At 70.3% G+C, this 22,558-nt stretch carries 21 protein-coding genes, 2 tRNA genes and 1 other RNA gene; 10 read left to right on the top strand and 14 right to left on the bottom strand.

The annotated features are described in order from the left end of the window. Positions 1-99 precede the first annotated feature (99 nt). Complete coding sequence (locus ACYVJH_RS05280; RefSeq protein ID WP_460453590.1) at positions 100-582, top strand: hypothetical protein; 483 nt, start codon at positions 100-102, stop codon at positions 580-582. Continuing rightward, the gene (locus ACYVJH_RS05285) at positions 579-1,157 is read left to right on the top strand and encodes a Maf family protein (protein WP_460453591.1); all 579 of its coding nucleotides are present in this window, start codon (positions 579-581) and stop codon (positions 1,155-1,157) included. Before ACYVJH_RS05280 ends, ACYVJH_RS05285 begins: the two co-directional genes overlap by 4 nt. Here the strand turns inward: ACYVJH_RS05285 and ACYVJH_RS05290 are convergent. Then, the gene (locus tag ACYVJH_RS05290) at positions 1,101-3,011 is read right to left on the bottom strand and encodes an ArnT family glycosyltransferase (RefSeq protein WP_460453592.1); all 1,911 of its coding nucleotides are present in this window, start codon (positions 3,009-3,011) and stop codon (positions 1,101-1,103) included. The genes ACYVJH_RS05285 and ACYVJH_RS05290 overlap by 57 nt on opposite strands. 49 nt (positions 3,012-3,060) lie before the next feature. Here ACYVJH_RS05290 and ACYVJH_RS05295 point away from each other — a divergent pair, with 49 nt between their 5' ends. Genes ACYVJH_RS05295 through ACYVJH_RS05310 form a run of 4 tightly spaced genes read left to right on the top strand, consistent with a single transcriptional unit; the run spans position 3,061 to position 7,419 of the window. Further along, positions 3,061-4,014, top strand: coding sequence for an AAA family ATPase (locus tag ACYVJH_RS05295; protein ID WP_460453593.1), 954 nt, complete (start codon positions 3,061-3,063; stop codon positions 4,012-4,014). Positions 4,015-4,017: 3 nt separating this feature from the next. Next, positions 4,018-4,986: a DUF58 domain-containing protein gene (locus tag ACYVJH_RS05300; RefSeq protein WP_460453594.1), complete on the top strand. Its 969-nt coding sequence runs from the start codon at positions 4,018-4,020 to the stop codon at positions 4,984-4,986. Beyond that, positions 4,979-6,946, top strand: a complete 1,968-nt coding sequence (locus ACYVJH_RS05305) for a transglutaminase TgpA family protein (RefSeq protein ID WP_460453595.1) — start codon at positions 4,979-4,981, stop codon at positions 6,944-6,946. The genes ACYVJH_RS05300 and ACYVJH_RS05305 overlap by 8 nt, the downstream gene beginning before the upstream one ends. After that, positions 6,943-7,419, top strand: a complete 477-nt coding sequence (locus tag ACYVJH_RS05310; RefSeq protein WP_460453596.1) for a Slp family lipoprotein — start codon at positions 6,943-6,945, stop codon at positions 7,417-7,419. The genes ACYVJH_RS05305 and ACYVJH_RS05310 overlap by 4 nt, the downstream gene beginning before the upstream one ends. 12 nt (positions 7,420-7,431) lie before the next feature. Here ACYVJH_RS05310 and ACYVJH_RS05315 read toward each other — a convergent pair whose 3' ends face one another. The 4 genes from ACYVJH_RS05315 to dnaX are packed head-to-tail and all read right to left on the bottom strand — an operon-like array spanning position 7,432 to position 10,490. After that, a complete protein-coding gene (locus ACYVJH_RS05315) occupies positions 7,432-7,773 on the bottom strand; it encodes a histidine triad nucleotide-binding protein (RefSeq protein WP_460453597.1) in 342 nt (113 codons plus the stop codon). A 10-nt stretch (positions 7,774-7,783) separates the two neighbouring features. Then, a complete protein-coding gene (gene recR, locus ACYVJH_RS05320) occupies positions 7,784-8,386 on the bottom strand; it encodes a recombination mediator RecR (RefSeq protein WP_460453598.1) in 603 nt (200 codons plus the stop codon). 7 nt (positions 8,387-8,393) lie between these two features. Beyond that, on the bottom strand, positions 8,394-8,720 hold the full coding sequence (locus tag ACYVJH_RS05325; protein ID WP_460453599.1) for a YbaB/EbfC family nucleoid-associated protein: 327 nt from the start codon (positions 8,718-8,720) through the stop codon (positions 8,394-8,396). Positions 8,721-8,738: 18 nt separating this feature from the next. After that, positions 8,739-10,490 carry a DNA polymerase III subunit gamma/tau gene (gene dnaX, locus ACYVJH_RS05330; RefSeq protein ID WP_460453600.1) on the bottom strand — a complete coding sequence of 584 codons (1,752 nt, stop codon included), beginning with the start codon at positions 10,488-10,490 and terminating at the stop codon, positions 8,739-8,741. A gap of 130 nt (positions 10,491-10,620) precedes the next feature. On the opposite strand from dnaX, the gene ACYVJH_RS05335 reads away from it, so the two are divergent. Then, positions 10,621-10,713, top strand: a tRNA-Ser gene (locus ACYVJH_RS05335). A gap of 60 nt (positions 10,714-10,773) precedes the next feature. Then, positions 10,774-10,870: signal recognition particle sRNA small type (gene ffs, locus ACYVJH_RS05340), an RNA gene on the top strand. A gap of 241 nt (positions 10,871-11,111) precedes the next feature. Here the strand turns inward: ffs and ACYVJH_RS05345 are convergent. From ACYVJH_RS05345 to ACYVJH_RS05370, 6 genes are read right to left on the bottom strand one after another with little or no spacing between them, the layout of a single operon-like run. Further along, entirely contained in the window at positions 11,112-11,531 is a 420-nt protein-coding gene (locus tag ACYVJH_RS05345; protein ID WP_460453601.1) for a molybdenum cofactor biosynthesis protein MoaE, read from the bottom strand. Further along, complete coding sequence (locus tag ACYVJH_RS05350) at positions 11,528-11,764, bottom strand: MoaD/ThiS family protein (RefSeq protein WP_460453602.1); 237 nt, start codon at positions 11,762-11,764, stop codon at positions 11,528-11,530. The genes ACYVJH_RS05345 and ACYVJH_RS05350 overlap by 4 nt, the downstream gene beginning before the upstream one ends. After that, on the bottom strand, positions 11,761-12,249 hold the full coding sequence (moaC, locus tag ACYVJH_RS05355) for a cyclic pyranopterin monophosphate synthase MoaC (protein WP_460453603.1): 489 nt from the start codon (positions 12,247-12,249) through the stop codon (positions 11,761-11,763). Before moaC ends, ACYVJH_RS05350 begins: the two co-directional genes overlap by 4 nt. 1 nt (position 12,250) lies before the next feature. Beyond that, positions 12,251-13,273 carry a GTP 3',8-cyclase MoaA gene (gene moaA / locus ACYVJH_RS05360; protein ID WP_460453604.1) on the bottom strand — a complete coding sequence of 341 codons (1,023 nt, stop codon included), beginning with the start codon at positions 13,271-13,273 and terminating at the stop codon, positions 12,251-12,253. After that, positions 13,270-14,037 (bottom strand): MBL fold metallo-hydrolase, encoded by a 768-nt coding sequence (locus ACYVJH_RS05365; RefSeq protein ID WP_460453605.1) that lies wholly within the window; start codon positions 14,035-14,037, stop codon positions 13,270-13,272. Before ACYVJH_RS05365 ends, moaA begins: the two co-directional genes overlap by 4 nt. Further along, on the bottom strand, positions 14,034-14,807 hold the full coding sequence (locus ACYVJH_RS05370; protein ID WP_460453606.1) for a 3-deoxy-D-manno-octulosonic acid kinase: 774 nt from the start codon (positions 14,805-14,807) through the stop codon (positions 14,034-14,036). Before ACYVJH_RS05370 ends, ACYVJH_RS05365 begins: the two co-directional genes overlap by 4 nt. Before the next feature lie 16 nt (positions 14,808-14,823). On the opposite strand from ACYVJH_RS05370, the gene ACYVJH_RS05375 reads away from it, so the two are divergent. Continuing rightward, complete coding sequence (locus tag ACYVJH_RS05375) at positions 14,824-15,870, top strand: glycosyltransferase family 9 protein (protein ID WP_460453607.1); 1,047 nt, start codon at positions 14,824-14,826, stop codon at positions 15,868-15,870. A gap of 1 nt (position 15,871) precedes the next feature. Here the strand turns inward: ACYVJH_RS05375 and ACYVJH_RS05380 are convergent, their stop codons facing one another. The 3 genes from ACYVJH_RS05380 to ACYVJH_RS05390 form a co-directional block, all read right to left on the bottom strand. Beyond that, on the bottom strand, positions 15,872-16,279 hold the full coding sequence (locus tag ACYVJH_RS05380) for a DUF6165 family protein (protein ID WP_460453608.1): 408 nt from the start codon (positions 16,277-16,279) through the stop codon (positions 15,872-15,874). 114 nt (positions 16,280-16,393) lie between these two features. Beyond that, positions 16,394-16,484, bottom strand: a tRNA-Ser gene (locus ACYVJH_RS05385). Between the two features lie 68 nt (positions 16,485-16,552). Beyond that, positions 16,553-18,556 carry a caspase family protein gene (locus ACYVJH_RS05390; protein ID WP_460453609.1) on the bottom strand — a complete coding sequence of 668 codons (2,004 nt, stop codon included), beginning with the start codon at positions 18,554-18,556 and terminating at the stop codon, positions 16,553-16,555. A 107-nt stretch (positions 18,557-18,663) separates the two neighbouring features. Between ACYVJH_RS05390 and ACYVJH_RS05395 the strand changes: the two genes are divergently transcribed. Continuing rightward, a complete protein-coding gene (locus ACYVJH_RS05395; RefSeq protein WP_460453610.1) occupies positions 18,664-22,491 on the top strand; it encodes an autotransporter domain-containing protein in 3,828 nt (1,275 codons plus the stop codon). Positions 22,492-22,558 lie beyond the last annotated feature (67 nt).

A 22,558-nucleotide genomic window follows, 5' to 3' on the forward strand; every position in this document is an offset into this window, starting at 1 on the left:
CTCCACCCCTACCGATGTCAAACCCAAGTAGTTGCACCAACAAGGGTTTGCCGCCCGCCGCAGGCCTGGTGCAGACTGCCTGCAGCCAACGGAAACCGCATGGATACCCTCATAACCCTCGGGCTGGCCAGCCTGGCCCTGGTCGCCGCCCTGCTCTGGTGGATCCTGCGCGGTAGGCGGCGGGACCGCAGCCTGGTCCGCCTGCTGGACCTCGCCGACGAAATGGAAGGCCTGCTGAACCGTAGCCAGGTGCGCATGCAGTCCCTGCAGGCCGTGGTCGGGCGGGTACCTGCCGACATGGCCGCCGTCGCCCAGGCCTCGCTCGAAAGCGCCCTGCCGGTGCGCGAAGCCAAGCGCGACCTGCTCCAGCACCGCCTTTGGATCAAATACCATGGCCAGTCCGCCCGCCAGGCCGAACTGGATGCCGCCTGCGCCGCCCTTGACCGGGCCCGTGAGCGCCTGGCCAGCGGCCTGGCCGAGCTCGAGCGCGCCGGCGCCGAGTTGGCCAAGGCTACCGAAGCCAACGAACAAGCCGCCGTTCGCGAGCCGCCCACCCTGCGCCGGCCCGCATCGAAGCCGTGACTCCGCTCATCCTGGCTTCCACCTCGCGCTACCGGCGCGAACTGCTCGAACGCCTCGCCCTGCCCTTCAGCGTCGCCCGGCCGGACGTGGACGAAAGCCCGCGCCCCGGAGAAAGTCCGCCGGCACTCGCCCGCCGCCTGGCCGAAGCCAAGGCCCGCGCGGTGGCGGCGGCCCATCCCGAGGCCTGGGTCATCGGTTCGGACCAGGTGGCCGAACGCGACGGCCAGCCAGTGGGCAAACCCGGCGACGTCGCGACGGCGACGGCCCAGTTGCTGTCGGCCTCCGGCCGGGAGCAGCACTTCCATACCGCGTTCTGCCTGTTCCGGCAGGCCGATGGCGGCATGTTCGCGGGCGAGGACCTCACCGTGGTGCGGTTCCGCGCGCTGGACCGGGACGAAGTGGCGCGTTACCTGGCCGCCGAACAGCCGCTGGACTGCGCCGGCAGCTTCAAGTGCGAAGGATTGGGCATCAGCCTGTTCGAGGCCATCGATACCCGCGACCCCACCGCCCTGGTGGGGCTACCTCTGATCACCCTGTCGGCCGCCCTGCGCCGCGCTGGCTTCCGGCTGCCCTGAGGGGCGCCACTGCACGAACTGGGCCGGCCACGGCTCGACGCCGCCTTCGGCGCTGACCAGGCGCAGCCCGAGCCAGGCCCGGCCGGCGGCCACGCCGGGCACGACCGGCATTTCGAAGCTGAAGCCGAACGTGTCGCCATCAGCCGGGGCCAGGGCCCAATACGTGGCCACGTCCGGACGCGGCAAGCCGGGCCTCACCTCCGCCACGACCTGGCCGTCCAACAGGACTTCTACCCGGGTGATCGCGCTGCCGGGCTTGAGCGCCCAGCCGCGCACCAGGTCACCCGGCGCCAGGGTATCGCCATGGCCGGGGGCCTCGAGCCAGGCCAGCGCGGGCAGCCTGCATTCTTCCGCCAGCGCCGGCACAGGCCCTTCCCCAAGCTCGAAGCGAAGGAAACGCTTGCGGCCATGGTCCACGTTCAGCACCCGGGGCGCCGGCAGGCGTCCGATCCGGTCGCACAGTTGCCGGTAACCCGCCAGTCGCAGGCGCAGCGGCCGCGCCGTGTCCTCGACCACCAGCAGCACCGGCCGGCCCGATGCGTCCAGGGCGCCCTCGACGAGCTGGCCCCAGTCCGCGAGCTGCACCGACCGGCCATGTTTTTCATTGAGCGGATGCGGCAGCACGCGCACGTCGTCGCGACCAAGCGCCAGCCGCAGCTGCGCGGCCAGCATGAAATTGTCGGCCACCAGCAGCGTGTCGGCCGGCATCGCGCGCAGGTCCTCGCGCACCGCCGTGGCGGCCTCCGACCAGCCGCTGAAGTTGTCGGCATACGCCGGCCCGGCAGCCAGCCAGGCACGGCCCTGGGCGCTGGAAAGCAGGGCCATGTACGCCAGCATCAGGGCCAGGCCAAGTCCCGCCGCAGCATGCAGGACGCCACGCGCGAGCGGTCGCCAGCGCGCCAGCACGGGCGGCGCCACGCAGCACAGCGCAAGCCAGCCTGCCAGCGGCCAGTGGAAGGTCACCCGTTCGGCGTCGGTGAAAAAACCGAAGAGGAAATAACCGGGCACCGCAACCAGGCCCAGACCCAGCATGAAGGACCAGGCGGGCTCAGGCTCGCGTCGGCGCCGCCAGCACTCAAGCAGGGACTGGCCCAGTAGCCAGGCCAGCGGCGGCGTCAGCAGCAGCCCCTGCACCAGCGGCCACCACAGGCCACGCCACTGTGGCTGCCAGGGATGGCGGTCGACGAACTGGAAGCCCAGGCCGGCGCCCGCGTGGGAAAGGTTCCAGGCCAGCACCGGCGCCCAGGCCAGGGCACCCAGCGCCAGCGCGGCCCAGAGCCCGGGGTGCCGCAGCAGGGCGCGGCCGGCGGGCGTGCAGGCCAGGCCTGCGGCACCAGCCACCACCACCAGCGCAAACCGATAGTGCGCGAACGCGCCCATGGCCAGCGCCAGCGCCAGCTGCACGAGCCCCCAGGTCGTGACCCGTCGCATCAGCGAAGCGAAGGCGTCCAGGCACAACAGCGCAGCAACGAGCATCGGCACGTCCGGCAGGGCCAGCAGGCCCATCAGCCCGCCCAGCGGCATCAGCAGCGCCAGCAGGCCCGCCTGCCAGCCGGCCTCGGCGCCAAACCAGCGCCACGTGATGCGTACGACCAGCCACGGCAGCAGCGCGCCAAGCAGCACGAACGGCAGGCGCAGCGCGAAGACGCCCGACCCGCCGACCAGGCCGCCCAGCCACGCGATCCAGGCCGTCAGCCCGGGAAGATCGGAATAGACCCAGGCCGGGTGCCGCGCCTCCCAGGCATAAAAGGCTTCGTCGCCGAAAGGCTGCAAGGTCGCCGCCAGCACCAGCTTCGCCAGTAACAGCAGGGCCCACAGCACGAGGAACTTCACGCGTTTCGAACCGGTCCGCATGCCAGCATCCACAAGGTATCCTTCCTTAACTCAACGCCGGGACGCACGCATGCACGCGCAGGCCAAAGACGCCGACATCCTACCCGAGCGAACCCGCCAGGCCCTTGACGATGCCCTGGCCCAGGTCAACCAGCTCGTGCTGGGCAAACCCCGCGAAGTGCGGCTGGCATTCACCACCCTGCTCGCCGGCGGACACCTGCTCATCGAGGACCTGCCCGGCCTGGGCAAGACCACCCTGGCGCGCGCCATGGCCGCGACCCTGGGCCTGGAGTTCCAGCGCATGCAATTCACGTCCGACCTGTTGCCCTCGGACATCATCGGCGTCTCCATCTACGACCAGGCGGCGCGTGAATTCCGCTTCCATCCCGGCCCGGTGTTCACCCAGCTTCTGCTGGCGGATGAAATCAACCGTGCGCCGCCGCGCACCCAGAGCGCCCTGCTCGAGGCCATGGCCGAACACCAGGTGACGCTCGACGGCACCACGCATTCACTCTCGCAGCCGTTTTTTGTCATCGCCACGCAAAATCCGGTGGACCTTGCCGGCACCTTCCCACTGCCCGACTCGCAGATGGACCGTTTCCTTCTGCGCCTGCACCTTGGATATCCCGATGCCGACGCCGAGCGCGAGATGCTGGCCGGTGCCGACCGCCGTGACCTCATCTCGCACTCGATGCCGCGCCTGTCGGCCGACGAAGTGCTGGCCCTGCGCAACGCGGTCGGCAACGTACATGCCAGTGACGCCCTGGTGGCCTACGTGCAGGCGCTGCTGCAGGAAAGCCGCCGGCACCCCGGCGTGCAGGTCGGCCTGTCGCCGCGCGCCGGACTGGGCCTGCTTCGCGGCGCCCGCGCCCTGGCCCTGCTGGACGGTCGCGACCACGCGCTTCCCGAAGACGTGCAGGCCCTGTTCGCCGCCGTCTCTGCGCACCGGCTGGTGCCCGAATCCGAGGCCGAAGGCCGGGACTCTCTCGCCCTGGGCATCCTGCACTCGGTGGCCGTGGACTGACCCGTGGCGCGCACGCCCGACTTCGTCGACCGCGTCAGCGAACGTCTCGCCCGCCTTCCGCTGGTCAAGCCGCGCCAGGTCGAGGACCTGCCGGTGCACATCGACCGCCGCCGCATCTACATACTGCCCACCGGCTTCGGCCTGTTCCTGGCGCTGATGCTGATGGCGATGGTGCTGGGCGGCCTGAACTACAACAACAACCCCGCCCTTCTGCTGGCCTTCGTCACCATCGCGGTGGCGCACAATTCCCTGGTGCAGGCCCACCTGACGCTGTCGGGCCTGCGGCTGGTGGCGCTGCATGCCGAGCCGGTGTTCGCCGGCCAGCCCATCGCCGTGCGCGCCGCCTTCGAAGCCACCGGCCTCCGCCGCCGGCCCGGCCTGGAACTGCGTGCCGGCGAGGCGGAAGGTTTCCTGGACCTGGCGCCCGGCGAGCGCGCGGAGGTGACCCTGGCCCTGCCCACCAGGGCGCGAGGCTGGCTCGATCCCGGCCGCCTGCGCGTGTCGACGATCCGGCCGCTGGGCCTGGCCCGGGCCTGGACGTGGCTGTTGCCGCGCACCCGCCTGCTGGTCTACCCCTGCCCCGAAGCCGGCCAGGTGCCGCTGCCCGACCAGGGCGGCGACAGCAGTTCCCGCCGCACCCGGCAACACGGCGAACAACCGCACCACCTGCGCGAGTACCGGCCCGGCGACCCCCTCAAGCAGGTGGCATGGAAGCCCTCCGCGCGCGCCGAACGCCTGCTGGTTCGCGAATACGAAGCCAGTGCCCCGCGCGAACTTGAGCTCGACTGGCAGGCGCTGCATCCCTTGGCCCACGAAGCCCGCATCGGACGGCTGGCGCGTTGGGTGGTGGACGCCGAACGGCTGGGCCATCGTTATCGCCTGCACCTGCCATCGGCCACCCTGGGGCCGGGCCGCGGCCCCGACCACCGCCACGCCTGCCTGCGTGCCCTGGCGCTGATGCCCCATGGCTGACCCGATGCCGCTGCCGCCACCACTTCGCCGCTGGTGCATGGCCGCTGCCGGTGCCTGCCTGCTGCCCCTTCTGCTGCAGGTCCCCACCGGGATGGCGATCGTCCTGGGCATGGTCGCCGCGCTGGGCTATTTCTTCGACCGTCGCTGGCCGGCGCTGCTGCGGATGACGGTGATAGCAATGGTGATGGGCTACATGCTGTTCACCTTCGGCTTCAACCTCGGCCGCGACACCGGCACCGCACTGCTCGCCACCCTGTTGGCGGTGAAACCCGGCGAAACCCGGACCTTGCGCGATGCCCGGAGCCTGCTGGGTTTTTCGCTGTTCGCGCCGTTTGCCGCGTTCCTTCAGGACCAGGGGCCGCTGGTGCTCATGCTGGCGATGCTGGCGCTCGGCCTGCTGTTGGTGGGACTGGCCATGCTGGCCGAACATCGGCCCGGCGCCGCGCCGCCCCGGCTCGACCGGGCCCGCGGTTGGGACACCCTGCGCGCGGTCGCCATCGCACTGCCGCTTGCGCTGGCGGCATTCTGGCTGTTTCCGCGGCTGTCCACGCCACTGTGGGGCATGCCGGAAAACGTGCTGGGCCAGGGCGGACTGGGCGAGCGCATGACGCCCGACGAGTGGGTGGACCTGTTCGCCGACGACAGCCCGGCCCTGCGCGTACGCTTCCTGGACCCGGCGCCACCACCGCGGCAGATGTACTGGCGCGCGCAGGTACTGTGGAATTTCGACGGCAGCAGCTGGACCCGTGAACGGGGCATTGCCGAACTGGCCGGCGCACGGGTGCAGGCCGGCGACAGCGTGGTGCGCTACGAAGTCACGCTGGAGCCGACGGAGCAGCGCTACCTGGCGGTGCTCGACCTGCCGATGCAGGCCCCCGAGGGGGGGCAGATGCTTGCGGACGCCAGCGTGGTCACCTCCTCGCCGGTCAACCGCCTGCTCAGGTACGAGGCGGTTTCGTCTCCCGCCGGCCAGCTTGGCACCGGGATCGACCCCAGCCTGCGCTGGCTGGCGACGCGACTGCCGGCCGGCTTCAATCCGCGGGCCGTGGCACTGGGCCGCCAGTGGCGTGCCGAGGCAGGCGACAACGACGTCCAGGTCGTCAGGCGCGCGCTGGACTGGATCGAGCAGGAGTTCAGCTACAGCCTGTCGGTGCCGCCCACCGGCCGGCACGGCGTCGACGAGTTCCTGTTCGAAACCAAGGTCGGTTTCTGCCAGCACTACAGCTCCGCCTTCGCGGTGCTGATGCGTTCGGCCGGCATCCCCACCCGCGTCGTGCTGGGTTACTCCGGCGGTTACCGCAACCCCTATGCCGACTACTGGGTGGTGCGACGCATGGACGCCCATGCCTGGAACGAGGTCTGGCTCGAAGGCCGAGGCTGGGTGCGGGTGGACCCGACCGCGGCCGTGGCGCCGTCGCGCGTGCTCGACACCATTGCCGACCGACAGCGCAGCGAGGCGCTGCTGCCCGAAGGCCTGGCGCCGATTCGCGACCTGGCCGACTGGGCCCGCCGCGGCTGGAACGACCTGGTACTGGCGTTCGACGCCGAACGCCAGGCGGCGCTGTTCCGGCCCCTGGGCATCAACCAGGCCAGCGCCACGCAGCTGGGCATGGCCTTCGCGTTCGGCGCCGGGGCGGTGATGCTGCTGACGCTGTGGTACCTGATGCGTGGCCAGCCGGCCAGCCGCGACCCGCTGGTGGCCGCGTGGCTTGGCTTCGCCAAGCGCCTGCGCCGTGCCGGCCTGGCCAAGGCCCCCTGGGAGCCACCGATCGCCTTCGGTCGCCGTTTGTCAGCGGCCTTGCCCGCCCGGTCGGCGGAGCTGGAATCACTCAGCCGGCGTTATGCCGCCGGCCGATACGCTCGCGGGGGATTGCCCGGGGAAGAAAGACGCCAGCTGATCGCCGAACTGCGCGCCTTCCGGCCCGGTAAACCACCCCGTCCCAACGGAGACTCCCGATGAATCGTTTGCCGTCCCGCCTGCTTCCCGTGTTCGCCGCGCTGGCCCTGGCCGGCTGCGTTTCAGCGCCCAAGGTGCTCGATGGTGCCTACGCCCCGGTGCAGCCGGGCGAGGTTGCGCGTTCGGGCGCCACCGGCGACGTGGTTCGCTGGGGTGGCCGCATCGTGCGCGTGGATCCGCTGGCGGCGCAGAGCTGCTTCGAAATCGTCGGCGTGCGCGTCGGCGCCGATGGCCGCCCGATGGCGCGGGACCAGAGCGACGGCCGCTTCATTGCCTGCCGCGCCGGCTTCTACGACCCGGAAGTGTTCCAGGCCGGCCGCGAAGTGACCATCACCGGCCGCGTCACCGGCTTCGAGACCCGCAAGGTCGGCGACTACGACTACCGCTACCCCAGCGTCGCCGCCGACGTCATCTACCTGTGGCCCGAGCGCAAGGACGTGGACGTCATCGTCGAGCGTTACCCGTTCTGGTGGTGAACCCCGCCGGCTTCAGCCGGGCGGCCAGCTCATGGCACGCCCGGCCAGCAGGTGCAGGTGGACGTGATAGACCGACTGGCCGCCGTCGCCATTGCAGTTGACCACCACGCGGTAGCCGTTTTCCGCGAACCCCTCGGCCTTGGCATAGGACGCGGCGGCCATCACCAGCCGCCCGACCACGGCCTCGTCACCCGGGCCCAGGTCGTTGAGCGTGGCGACCGGCGTCTTGGGAATGAAAAGAACGTGCACCGGCGCCTGCGGATTGATGTCGCGGAACGCCAGCACCTGCTCGTCTTCGTAGACGATGTCGGCGGGGATCTCGCGGGCGATGATCTTGTCGAAGATCGTGGCCATCTTTCGCTCCTCAGGAAGTGATCTGCGTGCGCGAACCAAAAGCATGCGCCAGCGTGCCGCGGTCCACGAACTCAAGCTCGCCACCCAGCGGCACGCCGTGGGCCAGGCGGCTGGGGCTGACCCCGGCCTGGTGCGCCAGCTGCGCCAGGTAGTGCGCGGTGGCCTCGCCCTCGACGGTGGGATTGGTGGCGATGATCAGTTCGCGCACTTCGCCCTGGGCCAGGCGTGATGCCAGTTTGTCCAGACCCAGCTCGCGCGGGCCGATGCCGTCCAGCGGCGACAGCCGCCCCTGCAGCACGAAATACAGGCCGCGGTAGCCGGTAGCGGTTTCTATCGCCAAACGGTCTGCCGGCGACTCGATCGCGCACAGCAGGCCGCGCTCGCGCGAGCCGCTGGCGCAGATTGCGCAGACCGGCGTTTCGCTGAAATCGCGGCAGGTTTCGCAGTGCCCCACTTTCTCAACCGCCTCGGCCAGCGCAGCCGACAAACGCAGGCCGCCCTCGCGGTCGCGTTCGAGCAGGTGGTAGGCCATGCGCTGCGCCGACTTCTGGCCGACGCCGGGCAGGCAGCGCAGGGCCTCGATCAGCTGCGACAGCAGCGGCGAGGCGCTCATGGGCGGCTCAGAACATGCCCGGGAGTTTCATGCCCGGCGGGATCGGCATGCCCGCAGTGGCCGCCGACATGCGCTTCTGGCTTTCCTCGTTGGCCTTGTTCACGGCGTCGTTGAAAGCGGCGGTCACCAGGTCTTCGAGCATTTCCGCGTCGGCCAGCACCGAAGGATCGATGCGCACGGCGCGGCACTCCATCTTGCCGGTCAGGGTGACCTTGACCATGCCGCCGCCGGACTGGCCCTGCACCTCGATGCCACCCAGTTCTTCCTGGGCCTTCTTGAGGTTGTCCTGCATGCGCTGGGCCTGCTGCATGAGTTGGGCGATGTTGCCTCGCATGGTTTGTTCCTTTTGCTGTCAGTGGTCGTCGAGGGGACGGACGGAATCGGGGACCAGCCGGGCGCCCTGCTGCACGAGCCGGGCAACCACGGGATCGGCCAGGAAATCGGCTTCGGCGCCGGCCTGGCGCTCGCCGCGCTGGCGCTCGGTGCGCGCGTGCAGGGTTTCGGTGCCGGCGGCGGCGCGCGCGGATTCAAAGCGCACCTGCGGAAGCTGGCCCAGCGGGCCGGCGAGGGCCTGGGCCAGCTGTCGGACCAGGGAATCGCTGCGCAGGTGGTCGAAGCTGTCGGGCAGCGACAGCGACAATACGCCGTCGTTGAATCCGCAGAAGGCGCAATGCGCCGCCAGTTCGCGCACCGGGCCGCGAAGGCCGGCATCGGCCACCAGGTCCAGCCAGTCTTCGACCGCGGCCAGGCGCGTGGGACTTCCCGCAGCCGGGGACGCTTGTGCGGGTGCGGGCGCCGGCGTCGCCGGGGCAGGCGCCGGGGCAACGACCCCGGAGGCCTCGGCGACCGGAGCAGGCTTGGGCGGGCTCGGCGGCATCGGCGCGCGTGCAGCCGCCGGCGGCGCCGGCGCCGGGGCAGTCGCCCTGGCCGGGCCGACGCTGGCAGCCGATGTCGCCGAGGCGGACGCCGTTGCCAATGCGGCCCCGCCCTGGCCGATCGCGGCGGCACGTGCACCCCCCGCCGGCCCGGCCGGCCGGAAGGCCAGCATGCGCAGCAGGGTCATTTCAAAGCCGGTCCGCGGGCTGGGCGCCAGGCCCAGGTCCCGACGGCCGGTGACCGCCATCTGGTACCAAAGCTGCACCAGTTCGGCTGAAAGCCCGTCGGCCAGCGCGGCCCAGGCCGCAGGCAGCTCCTCGCCGGCCGCACCCGGCACCAGCTGCTGCAGCTGGATGCGGTGCAAGGCAACCGCCAGGTCCTCGAGCACGTGGCCGAAATCCGGGGAATAGGCCGCCAGCGCCTCGATGCGCTGCATCAGCGCGGCCCCGTCGCCAGCGCCCAGGGCGTCGAGCAGGCCGCCAACCTGGCCACGGTCGACGGTCCCGAGCATGGCGATCACCGAGGCTTCGCCCAGCTGGCCGCCGGTGTAGGCGATGGCCTGGTCGAGCAGGGACAAACCGTCGCGCAGGCTGCCGTCGGCGGCGCGCGCCAGCAGCTCGATCGCGGCCGGCTCGGAGGCTATGCCCTCGGCTTCGAGGATGCGCTGCATCTGCCCGGAAATCTGGCCCAGCTCGAGCCGGCGCAGGTTGAACTGCAGGCAGCGCGAAAGCACGGTCACCGGCAGCTTCTGCGGGTCGGTGGTGGCCAGCAGGAACTTCACATGGCCCGGCGGTTCCTCGAGCGTCTTCAGCAGCGCGTTGAAGGCACTCTTGGACAGCATGTGCACTTCGTCGATCAGGTAGACCTTGGTGCGTCCGCGCGCCGGCATGTACTGGGCGTTGTCGATCAGCTCGCGCACGTCGTCCACGCCGGTATTGCTGGCGGCGTCGATCTCGAGCAGGTCGACGTAGCGGCCGGCATCGATGTCCACGCAGGCGCCGCACTCGCCGCAGGGTTCGGCGCCGCTGCCACGTTCGCAGTTGAGCGACTTGGCGAAGATGCGGGCGATGGTGGTCTTGCCGACGCCGCGGGTGCCGGTGAACAGGAAGGCGTGGTGCACCTTGCCGGTTTCAAGCGCATTGGAAAGGGCGCGCACGACGTGTTCCTGGCCCACCAGTTCGGAGAAGCGCCGTGGGCGCCATTTGCGGGCAAGGACGAGATAGGACATGCGAGGCTCGGAAGTGGGACGGCCCATTGTGCCAACCCCCCTGCCCCCCGGCCAGCGTGTCCACGCCGCGCTTGTGGCGGGCCCCGCCGGCGGGTATCATTTCCGGCTTGATTCAGCCAGTTACCTCTGCGGAGAGGTGTCCGAGTGGTTGAAGGAGCACGCCTGGAAAGTGTGTAAGCGTCTAAACCGCGCTTCGGGGGTTCGAATCCCCCTCTCTCCGCCATCTTCCAACGGCGCGTCCGGCCAGCAGAGCCCGGGCGCGCCGTTCGCTTCAATGGTGGCCCCGTCGGCCTCCCGCGACGCTAGTCCGAAAACTCCGCCAGGGCCGGAAGGCAGCAACGGTATTGGATGATGCGGGTGCCGGGATCAGCCGGCGGGGCTGCCACCCTTTCGGGCGCAGCCCGAAAGGGTGCCCAAAGTTTGCTTCGCAAACCCCGGGTCCCTGTCTGCGCTTCCAATCCCCCGCGCCTGTCGGCGCGCCCCCCCTTACCAAGGGGGGCTCTGCGTCTTGGCAGTTCGCGGCGAAACCATTTATCGCTTGCGCCCTATCTGCTTTGATCCGCGCTTTTTTCGCTCTGATCCGCGTACAAGGCTTCTAAAACTCCACTCCCCTGCGCCCAGTCACGCAGTCGGATGCAACCACTCGGCGTCCCCGTCCGCGTAGCGTTCGTGTTTCCAGATGGGGACGCGGGACTTCACTTCGTCGAGGATCCAGCGGCATGCGTCGAAGGCCGGGCCGCGGTGGGCGGCGCTGACGCCGACCCAGACGGCCAGGTCGCCCGGGACCAGGTCGCCCACGCGATGCACGCAGGCCGCATCCGCGATATCGAACCGGCGCGCCGCCTCGGCAACGATGCGCAAGCCCTCGGCCTCGGCCAGGTCGGCATAGGCTTCGTATCGCAGGGCCGTGACCGCGCGTCCGGCATGGTGGTCGCGCACCCAGCCTTCGAAGGTTGCGAGCGCCCCCGCCTGCGGCGAATGCAGCTGCCGGCGAAGGGGCGCCGGGTCGAGCACGACGTCGCAGAGCCCGAATCGTTTCATCCGCCCGACACCGGCGGGATGAAGGCGATCTCGGCGCCCTCGCGCGGCGTCGCCTCCCAGTCGACGAACTCGCCGTCAACGGCCACGCGCAGGCGCTGCACGGGCAGCGTGAAGCCGTGCCTTTCGCGCAGGCTTTCATACAGCGCCGGCAGCGACGCCGGCAGCGGCAGGATTTCGCTTTCGCGGCCGGCGGCGTCACGCAGGCTGGCGAAATAGAGCACGGTCACGCTCATGCCCGCGCCCTGCCCACGTCACGCTTGCCGCCGCGCTTGGCCAACAGCCTGGCCGGCCCGATGACGATGGCGTGCGACAAGGCCTTGCACATGTCGTAAACGGTCAGCGCGGCGACGGTGGCACCGGTGAGCGCTTCCATTTCGACGCCGGTGCGGTGCGTGGTGCGCACCCCGCATTCGATGCGCAGCACGTTTTCAGACTGCCAGGCCAGGTCGAAGCGGCAGCCTTCGATGGGCAGCGGGTGGCAGAACGGCACCAGTTCGTGCGTGCGCTTGACCGCCATCGTCCCGGCGATGATCGCGGTATCCATCACCGCACCCTTGGCGGTTTTCATGCCTCCCTTGCGCAGGGCCACGGCCACCGCCGGCGGAAAGCGCACGCGGCATTCGGCGACGGCTTCGCGCGCGGTCACGGGCTTGCCGGTGACATCCACCATCGCCGGCCGTCCCGCCGCGTCCACGTGGGTGAGTTTTTTCTTAGCCATCTCAGCCGCCTATGAAATACATTTCGATGCGCCGGCCATTGCCGGGCCGGGCCGCGCGTTGTTCGCTGTAGCGGTCGGCTCGGGCCAGCCAGGCCTCGCGCAGGCGTTCGGCCACGGCGCTCTCGCCCGCCGCGATCGCTTCGCGCAGCGGCAGGCCCTTGCCGGCGAACAGGCAAGTGAACAGCTGGCCGTCGGCCGACAGCCGGGCCCGGTGGCAGTCACCGCAGAAGGGTTCGCTGACCGAGCTGACAAAACCCACCTCGCCGGCGCCGTCGACATAGGCGTGGCGGCTGGCCACCTCGCCCCGGTAGGCCTCGCGCAGTGGCCGCAGCGGCCAGCGCGCGGCGATGGTGTCGCGCAGTTCGCGCGAAGGCACCACGTTCGCCGCCTGCCAGCGGTTGCAGGTGCCGACGTCCATGAATTCGATGAAACGCAGCACGTGCGGCGTGCCGCGGAAGTGGCCGGCCAGCGCCAGCACCTGCGACTCGTTGACGCCGCGCTGCACCACGCAGTTGATCTTCAGTGAATCGAAGCCTGCGGCCTCGGCGGCGGCGATGCCGCCCAGCACGTCGTCCAGTTCGCCGCGGCCGCCGGTGAGCTCGCGGAACAGCGTCGGGTCCAGCGCGTCCAGGCTCACCGTCAGCCGACCCAGGCCCGCCTCACGCAGCGCCCGCGCCTGGCCGGCAAGCAGCGCGCCGTTCGTGGTCAGCGCCAGGTCGGTGATGCCCGGCACCCGCACCAGGCGCGCCACCAGGTCGGGCAGGCCCTTGCGCAAGAGCGGTTCGCCGCCGGTCAGGCGCAGCTTGCTGACGCCCAGGCGGGCGAAGGCGCGCACCGCGGTTTCGATTTCATCGAAGTCCAGGCGACCGGTGCGGCCAAGCGTGCCGTCCGGCGGCGTGCTGTCGGCGGGCATGCAGTAGGGGCAGCGATAGTTGCAGGTTTCGATGACCGAAATGCGCAGGTCGCGCAGGGGCCGACCCAACTGGTCGCGCACGGCGATGGCTTCCGAGACCAGGGCGTTCACGGGACCTCCGGCCGGCCGGGCGCGGGCAAGGGTTCGGCCAATGCCAGCACGTCGCCGGCGTTGGCGACGCGGTGGCCGCGTTCGCGCATCGCCACGCCGTCGGCCTGCGTGGCGTAGTGGTAGAGCACGCATCGCGAGAGCAGCCCGGGCGGGTACTCGCGCTCCAGGTCGTCCAGGCCGCTGTGCGACGGATTACCCCGCAGCGCGCAGTCGTGGGCGACGATTTCCCCGGCACCGGCGAACCTGGCCAGCATTTCCGGAATGGGCCGGGTGTCTCCGGTCCAGACCAGGCTGCCCGGCAGGCGCAGTGCGAAGGCGGTGTCGGGCAGGTGGTGGCGCACCGGGAAAACGTCGTACCACTGCCCGGCATGCCAGAAGCCGCGGCTCACCGGCACCAGCTGGAACGCATCCCACCAGTTCGCGTCGCCTTCCGCGACCACGCCCGGGTAGTCGGCCAGACGCGCCTGCAGGTGCGGCAGCACGCCGACCGGCACGTACAGGCGCACCTTGCCGCGCCGCGCCGGATCGAAATAGGTGGCGAAGAACAGCCGCTCCAGGCCGCCCACGTGGTCCATGTGCACGTGGGTGATGAACAGCGCGTCCGGCAGGCCGCCATAAACGCCTTCATAGGCGGTCAGGGCTTCCTGGCCGCAGTCGATCATCAGCAGCGGTTCGCCGTCGGATTCGATCACCGCCGAGGACGCGCCCAGCAGCACGGCCGCCTGCGAATTGCCCACCCCCAGGAAACGCAGCGACCAGCTCATCGGGAAGCCTCCGCGACGGTTCCGGCCATTGCGCCGACGATGGTTTCCTCGTAAGCCCGGCGCAGCCGCGCAAACCCGCCGCGCCAGGTGTCGCTCCCCGGGCCGGACAGCTTGGCCAGAGAACGCGCCAACCGGGCCAGGTTGGCTTCGCGCCAGCCGGCGGCCGGGCGGCGCAGGCGGCCCCGGTCGAAGTCGATCAGCCAGGCCTCGCCATCAGCGCCCAGGAGCACGTTATGGGCATTGAGGTCGGCATGATCGACGCCGGCGGCGTGCAGGCGCGCGATGCTGCGGCCGGCGCTGGCCCAGGCCGCGGCGTCCGGGTCGCCCAGGCAGTCGGCCAGCGCGATGGCGCCTTCGATGCGTTCGACCACGATCGCCGCCCGGTACGCCAGGCCGCGACGCCAATAGCCGGCCAGCAGCGGCGCCGGTACCGGCAATCCCTGTGCGCGCAGCGCGGCCAGCAGGCGGAATTCGGCGAAACTGCGGACGCGGTCCTCGCCCAGCCACAGGTAGGCGTCGCGACTGGCGCGCGCGGCCAGGCCACCGCGGCGATACCGGCGCAGCACGCCGCGGCCGAATGTGCCTTCGACGAACCAGGCCGCGCCGCGCCCACCGCCGGCGACCGGTGTCGCGGCGGGATTCCAGCCGGCCGGCTCCAGCGCATCGGCCGTGGCTTGCGGCCAGCGCGCGGCGTCGAACACAATCGCCCCCTCCCCTCGCGCGTCGCGGATCGATTGCCTGGTCGCGGCGATGACGGTGGCGTTTCCCATTCGTGCAGTCTAACCAATGCCCGTGAAGCCCGCGCCGCGTTCGATCTGCCTGCTGCGCCTGTCGGCGCTGGGCGACGCCGTGCATGCGCTGGCCCTGGTCCGCGACCTGCAGCGTGCGTTCCCGGGCGTGCCCATCACCTGGGTCATCGGCAAGGGCGAGGCCAAACTGCTTGAAGGCCTGGACGGCGTGGAACTGCTGGTCTTCGACAAGAAGGCCGGGCTGGCGGCCTGGCGCGACCTGCGCGCCCGCCTGGCCGGCCGCCGCTTCGACGTGCTGCTGAACATGCAGCTGGCCCTGCGCGCTGGCCTGGCGTCCACCGCCATCCGCGCCCGGCGCCGCATCGGCTTCGACCGCGGCCGCAGCAAGGAAGGCCACGGCCTGTTCATCAACGAACGCATCCCGCCCGGCGGCCACCACGTGCTCGACGCCTTCCGGCAGTTCCTGCTGCCGCTGGGCGTGACGCCGGGGCCGGTGCAGTGGCGCTTGCCGGTGCCCGAAGACGCACACCGCTGGGCGGCCGGCCACCTGCCCGGCGACACGCCGACCCTGCTCGTTTCACCGTGTTCAAGCCACGTGCTGCGCAACTGGCGTCCCGAACGTTATGCCGCGGTCGCCGACCACGCGGCCTCGAAAGGCTGGCGGGTGGCCCTGTGCGGTGGCCGCAGCGCGCTCGAGCGTGATACCGCCGACGCCATCCTGGCCGCGATGCAGGCGCCGGCGCTGGACCTGGTGGGCAAGGACACGCTCAAGCAGCTGCTGGCCCTGCTCGGGCGTGCCCGGCTCGTGCTGACGCCTGATTCGGGGCCGGCGCACATGGCCAATGCCATGGGCACGGCGGTGCTGGGCCTGCACGCCTGCACGGACGCCGAACGGTCGGGCCCGTACTCGGACCGCCGCTGGACCGTGAACCACTACGACGCGGCGGCGCGGCAGTTCCTGGGCAAGCCCGCCAGCGCCCTGCCCTGGGGCAAGCGCGTGGAGTTTGCCGGCGTCATGGACCTGGTGCAGGTGGACGAGGTGATCGCCCGCTTCGAGGCCTTCCGGGCGCAGGCCGGCGCCTGAATCAGGGGCGCGGGCCCGAGCGGTAGTCCTGGTAGGACTTTTCCTCGACGTAGGCCGAACCCAGCGCCAGGTTGATGTCCTTCTTGATGCGCGCGCGCTCGTCGTTCTCGAAATACACCGCACGGGCCAGGCGGATGAACTCATCGTCGAAGGCCTGGGCCTTTTCCTTGAGCCGGATGTCGTCCTCGATCACCCACAGGCGCTCGTTCACCGCCTTGAGCCCGGCGCGCAGCCTGGCGATGTCGTTGCCGGCCGCCGGGTGCGCCATCCACGTGGATTCGAGCGCCGACAGCTCGGCGCGCACGTTGGCCAGCTTGGCCGGGTCGGACATGCGCTCGGACTTGATCTGCAGGATGGCGATCTTGTCGAGCAGTTCGCCGAAGGAAACGGGGACGTGGATTTCGGACATGGCGGGCTCCTTGGCAAGGCCTCGATTGTAGCGCGGGCGGCGCGGCGGCCAGGAAGGTGGCAGCGGCCGGCGCCAATGAAAAAGGGGCCCTTTCGGGCCCCTTCTTGCTGCATCTGGCGGAGAGGGAGGGATTCGAACCCTCGAGGCGCTATAAACGCCTGCCTGATTTCGAGTCAGGTACATTCAACCGCTCTGCCACCTCTCCGGACCCGGTGCCGCCGTGGCTGGCGCCGGGCCCGCGATTATAGGGGCAGCGAGGCCGGCCCGCCAGCCTCATGGACCGGTGGCCGCACGCGCCCCCTTGGGCAGGAAGAAGAACTCGCCGCTCTCGTGGCCGGCATAACGGATCGGCGCGTATTCGGGCATTTGCGCCAGCGGCGCGTCCATGGCGCCCAGTGCCAGCGAAGTCGCCACCTCCTGGAACAGGCGCTGGCCCTCGAGCAGGCGGTCATTGTCCTGAAGCACGTTCAGGAAGGCCCGCGCGAAGTAGCTGTGCTTGCCGCTGCCGGTATCGGGCACTGGCATCACCCCGCCCGAAGTCAGCGCCGTGCGGCTGCGGCCATCGGCCATGGCCTTGACCCAGGCGTTCCACTTGTCGGGCGGCATGGCGCCGGTGGCGAAGGTCGGCACCGAAGCGCGCGTCATCGTGCCCGAGTAGCAGGAGTCGGCGACCACCAGCACGTGCTTGGCGGCAACGGTGTTGAGGATGTCGCTGACGACGGCGTTGGAGATCCAGGACTTCGGATTGCCCTGCACGCCATCGGTGGGCACCCAGTATCCCTGGCCCTGGGCGTCTATCTCGCCGTGGCCGGCGTAGTAGATCAGCAGGTTGTCCTCGGGTTTGAGCGTCTCGCGCATTTCATTGAGCGCGGTCAGCAGCTCCAGCCGGGTGGCATTGTGCACGACGGTGGTTTCGTAGCCATAGCGGCTGCGCAGCATGTTGGCGACGGCGTTGGCGTCGTTCACCGCGCTTTGCAGCGTCGGGTAGCCAGCGTCGCGGTAGCTGTTGTTGCCCACGACCACGGCATGGTAACGGCCGAGCTTGACGCCGCGCGGCACCGTGCCGGCGGTCGCCGGCGCAGCGGCCATCGGCGCGCTGCCACCGCCCGCCTGCGGCAGCAGGGTGAAGTCGAGCTGGGCACGGGTACCGCTGGTGTCCACCGCCGCAACCTGTACCTGGGCGCCGCCGGCCGGCACTTCGACTTCGGCGCTGAACGCCCCGTTGGCGCCGATCGGCGCCGGCTTGCCGTTGATGGTGATCTCGCGCACCAGCTGCGGGACGGTGACGCGGCCGACGATCTTGCGGGTGCCGGGGCCGCCGCGATAGACGGCGGTGTTGCGGCCACGGGTGGCCACGAACACCGGGTCGAGGATTTCCAGGCGCGGCACGCTGGCCAGCAGCGCGCCGCCGCTGCCGGCTTCGCGTTCGAGCGCGGCCAGTTGGGTGCGCTGGTCATTGATCTGTTCCTGCTGGGCCAGAAGCTGGTTTTCCAGCAGCTGGGTCAGCGGGTCGTCGCGGCTGGCGCGGGCATCGGCCAGGCGCTGTTCGGTGCGCGCCAGCTCCTGCCGGGTCTGCTGCAGGGCGCTGCGGCGCTGCACGAGCTCCTGTTCAAGCTTGCGCACCTTCTCGCGCAGCGCAGCCGATTCCGCCTCACCCTGCGCCACCTGCTGCTGCAGGCCGGATATGCGTTCGTCCTTGGCACGGATCTCGACCTGCACGACCGACGCGTACAGCAATTCGTCCTCGATGCCCGAGGCTTCGCGGTAGAGGTTGAGCGCGGCGGCCTGGTCCTGGGCCACGCCCAGGCCCTGCTCGTACAGGAAGCCCAGGTTGATCTTGGCCCGCCCGTAGCCCTGCTCCGCGGCCTTCTTGAACCACTGGAAGGCCATGCCGTAATCGGGCGCGGTGCCCAGGCCCTTGGCGTAGATTTCGCCGACGTTGTTCTGGGCCTCGGGGCTTCCCGCCATCGCACCTTCCAGCCACACCTTGAGCGCAGTCTGGTAATTGGCGCGGTCGTAGGCGACGTATTCGCCGCCGCGGATTTCGCAGTCGGCCTGGGTGGTGCGTACCGGACGCCGGGCGCTGAGGTAGGTGGCCTGGCGGCCAAGCTTGCGGATCTGCCCGGGAAGCAGGCAATCGACGATCATCAGGTCTTCGGCGTTCCGCACCGCCGCCTGGGCCGGCGCGACCGGCCAGCCTGCGAGCACGACGAGGGCAAAACCAAAAGCGAAAACGGAGAAGCGGGAAAGCACCGGACACGCGTCGGGCAGGTTCATAGGCATGGCTCCCAGGGAAGCAATGCGGCCCGCGCCGAGGCACTTGCAGCGGCGCGTCAGCCGCTATACTCGTGTCGCCGTTATAACGGTAAACCAAGGGAAATGCGATGTACGCGAAAGGCAGCGTCGCGACGGGCCGACAGACGGTCGACTCCATTCTTCGTCGAGCCTGGCACTGGGCCGTCGTCATTTCCCTGGCCTGCCTGGCCCTGGCCTGGAGCAGCGCAGCCAGCGCCCAGTCCTGCGACTTCGTCGCCATCGGTCCGACCAGCCAGCTCGCGCCGGCGGGCAGCACCGTCAGTTTCACGCTCGAGGCGCAAACCGCCTGCGCCGCCACGGTGAACATATCGCTGGTGGTCGACGTGCCGGACAACACCGGCGGTGCCAGCATCGTGCCGCCGGCAAACCCGACGATCACGCTCGACACCCCCTATACCTTCGACGTCATCCTGGGCCCGAACCCCGGCGCCAGCGGCACCGTCACCGCCACCTGCCTCAGCGGCGGCTGCGCGGGCAACTTCCTGACCTTCAGCTTCACCACCAACAACCAGTTCGTCTACACCAACTCCACGGCCGCGACGGTGGTGACCAACCAGATCCAGGATTTCACGGTTGCCACCAGTCTGCAGATCAATGGCAATGCCGGCGGACTGGCGACCAACTACAACGTCCTGACGCCCCCCACGGCCTACGGCACGCGGCCCGCCGACACCTTCGGCATCGCCACCCTGACTGAAACGATCACCGCGCAGGGCACCTTCACCGTGCGTGGCAGCGTGGTCTGCCCCGTCACCTTCGTCCTGGAAGGCTGCGGTGCCGTGCCGCCGGTTGATTTCACGGTGCAGGTCGAGGCCGTCGCGCTCGATGCGGTAACGCCGCAGACGGTGGCGATGACGGCAGGTGACCTCCAGACGCTGACCGTTTATTTCGGCAGCCTCACTTTCCCGGGACCCGATGGCACCGCGGTTTCATGGGCACTGACCGGCGAGCCCGCCGGCGGCGACGGCGCCGTCACCGGCAGCCTGCTGGCGGCCGGCGAGAGTGATGCCTCCTTCACCGCCACCGTACCCGGCGTCTACACCATCGAAGCCAGCGTCGCCTGCGTGCCCTGCGCGGTGAACACCCGCACCTTCCAGGTGACCGTCGCGGCGCCCCTGCCCTTCTCGCTTGTCGCCACCAGCGCCAACCCGGCGACAGGCACGGTCGGGGTCGCGCAGACCTTCTCCGTGCAGCTCGACCAGGGTGGCGTGCCGATTCCGGCGGGAACCATCGAATGGACCGCCGCCGCCGCGCCCTTTGGCCCCGTGACCACCACCAGCCTGACCGATGCCGCGGGCAACGCCAGCGTCACCCTGACGCCGGCGACGGCCGGCAGCTTCACCGCGGCACTGACCGCCACCTACGACCCCGATGGCATACCGGCCAACGGTGACGAGGTGAGCTTCGATTTCGACGCCAACATCGCCGCCGTGCCCGGACTGGCCATCGCCAGTGGCGACGGCCAGCAGGCCGACACCGGACAGCCCTTCGCCCAGCCGCTGGTCGTGCTGGCCGACGACAGCGGCGTGCCCGCGGCGGGCGTCGGCATTACCTGGACCGTGGCTGGCGACGCCGTGGTCTCGCCCGGCGGCGTCACCGACGCCAGCGGCCAGGCCAGCGCAACGGTCACCGCCGGCGCCACCGCCGGACCGGTGACCGTCACCGCAACGCGCCAGGATGCGCCCACCGTCAGCGTCACTTTCAACCTGACCACCACGGCCCTTCCCTTCAACCTGGTGGCCACCAGCGCCAATCCGGCGACGGGGACGCCGAACACGCCGGTCGCCTTTGGCGTCGCGCTCGACCAGGGCGGCACGCCGGTGGCCGGCGCAGCCATCAGCTGGTCCGCCAACGCCCCCTTCGCCCCGGCCACGGCCAACACCACCACCGATGCGGCCGGCCAGGCCGGCGCAAGCTTCACCGCGTCGGCGGCCGGAACCTTCACCGGCGCGGTCACCGCCCGGTTCGATCCCGATGGCGTGCCGGCCAGCGGCGACGAGATCAGCCTGGCCTTCGATGCCACCATCACGGCGGTCCCTGGCCTGGTCATCGAAAGCGGCGACGGCCAGGGGATTACCACCAACCTGCCGTTCCCGGCCCCGCTGGTCGTGCTGGCGGACGACAGTGGCCTGCCGGCAGTCGGCGTCGGCATCACCTGGACCGTTGCCGGCGACGCCAGCCTGGTCGCCAGCGGGCCTACGGATGCCAACGGCCGTGCCAGCGCCACGGTCACCGCTGGCCCGACCGCCGGCCCCGTGGTGGTGACGGCAACCCGCCAGGACGCCCCCGCGGTCAGCGTCGCCTTCACCCTTGCCGTCGACCCCGCCGGCACGCTGGCGCTGGTTTCCGGCGGCGACCAACTCATGCGGGCCGGCCAGCCCTCCGATCCGCTGGTGGTGAAGCTGGTGGACGCCGGCGGCCTGCCGGTGGCGGGCGCCAGCATCACCTGGACCAGCAACAACGGCAGCCTGGATACGGCGACCAGCACCACCGGCGCCAATGGCGAAACCAGCAATTTCGTCACGCCGGACATCTCCGGTGGCGCCGAAATCGTCGCCACCTCGCCCCTGGCCCAGGCCCCGCTGGTGATCTCGCTCAAGGGCGCGCTCTCTGAACTCGCGGGATTGAACGCCACCACCGCTGAAATCGCCAACGCCGTCGACAGCCTGTGTCCCGCCCTGGCCGCGCTGCCCGCCCGCAACGCGGCGCAACAGGACTTGCTGGATCGCTGCCTGGAGCTGATCGAAGCCGCCGCGCTGGACCCGGCCGCGACCGTATTGGCGCTGGACCAGCTGATGGCTGACCTGGCGCTGGCCCAGGGCAATGCCGCCTTCGCCGCCGCCCAGTCGCAGTTCCAGAACCTGCGGGCGCGCATCGCCGCGCTGCGCAGCGGCACCCAGGGCACCGACTTCGGCGGCCTGGCCCTGACCACGCCCCAGGGGCTGTTCTCCCTGGGCCTGCTGGCGCAGGCGGGGGACGGGGACGAGCCGACCATGGAAATCGGCACGGATTTCAGCCGGTGGGGCTTTTTCGCTTCGGGCACCCTGGGTCGCGGCGAAGTGGAGCCGGGCCAGGTCGATCCGGCCTACGACACCGACATCGAAGGCGTCACGGCCGGATTCGACTACCGGATCAGCGACCGCTGGATCCTGGGTGGCGCCGTCGGCATGACGCGCCAGGACACCCGCCTGCCCGACGGTCGTGGCGAGGTGGAGACCTCCGGCTGGAGCGTGTCCGGCTACACCACGTTCTACCAGCCCGACAGCTGGTACGTGGATGGCGTGCTGACCTGGGGCCGGAACGACTACGACCTGCTGCGCCATATCCGCTACACCCTGCCCCTGGCCGGTGGTGGTACGCAGACCATCGACCAGAGCGCCGTGTCCTCGTCCGACGGCGACATGCTGTCGATGGCCGTCACCTTCGGCCGCGACTTCAACCGCGGCGCCTGGGGCCTGGGACCCTACGGCCGGCTGTTGTTCACCCGCCTGGACTTCGACGCGATCGAAGAGACCCTGCAGCCCGGCCCGGGTTCGGGCCTGGGCCTGCGCATCGAAGAGCGTGAACTCGAATCCGTGGCCAGCGTGCTCGGCGGCAAGCTCACCTACACCCACAGCGCCAGCTGGGGCGTGCTCATGCCCCACCTTCAGCTGGAATGGGAGCACGAGTTCCGCGACGACCCCCAGGCGATCGAGGCGCGTTTCCTCAACGACCCCACGGGAACGGCGATGCGGCTGCGCGGCGATGCACTCGATACCGACTATTTCCGGATCGGCCTGGGCCTGTCGATGGTGCTGACCAAGGGGCGCTCGGGCTTCTTCTACTACGAGCGCCTGATGGGCAAGGACCGCAGCTCGCAGTACAACCTCGCGCTTGGCTTCCGGATGGAATTCTGAGTGGCCGCTTGCAGCCCGGCGCAGGGCGAACGCATGATGTCGTTGATGCAACCGACCTCCACGCCGG

The sequence above is a fragment of the Arenimonas aestuarii genome (assembly GCF_054781715.1).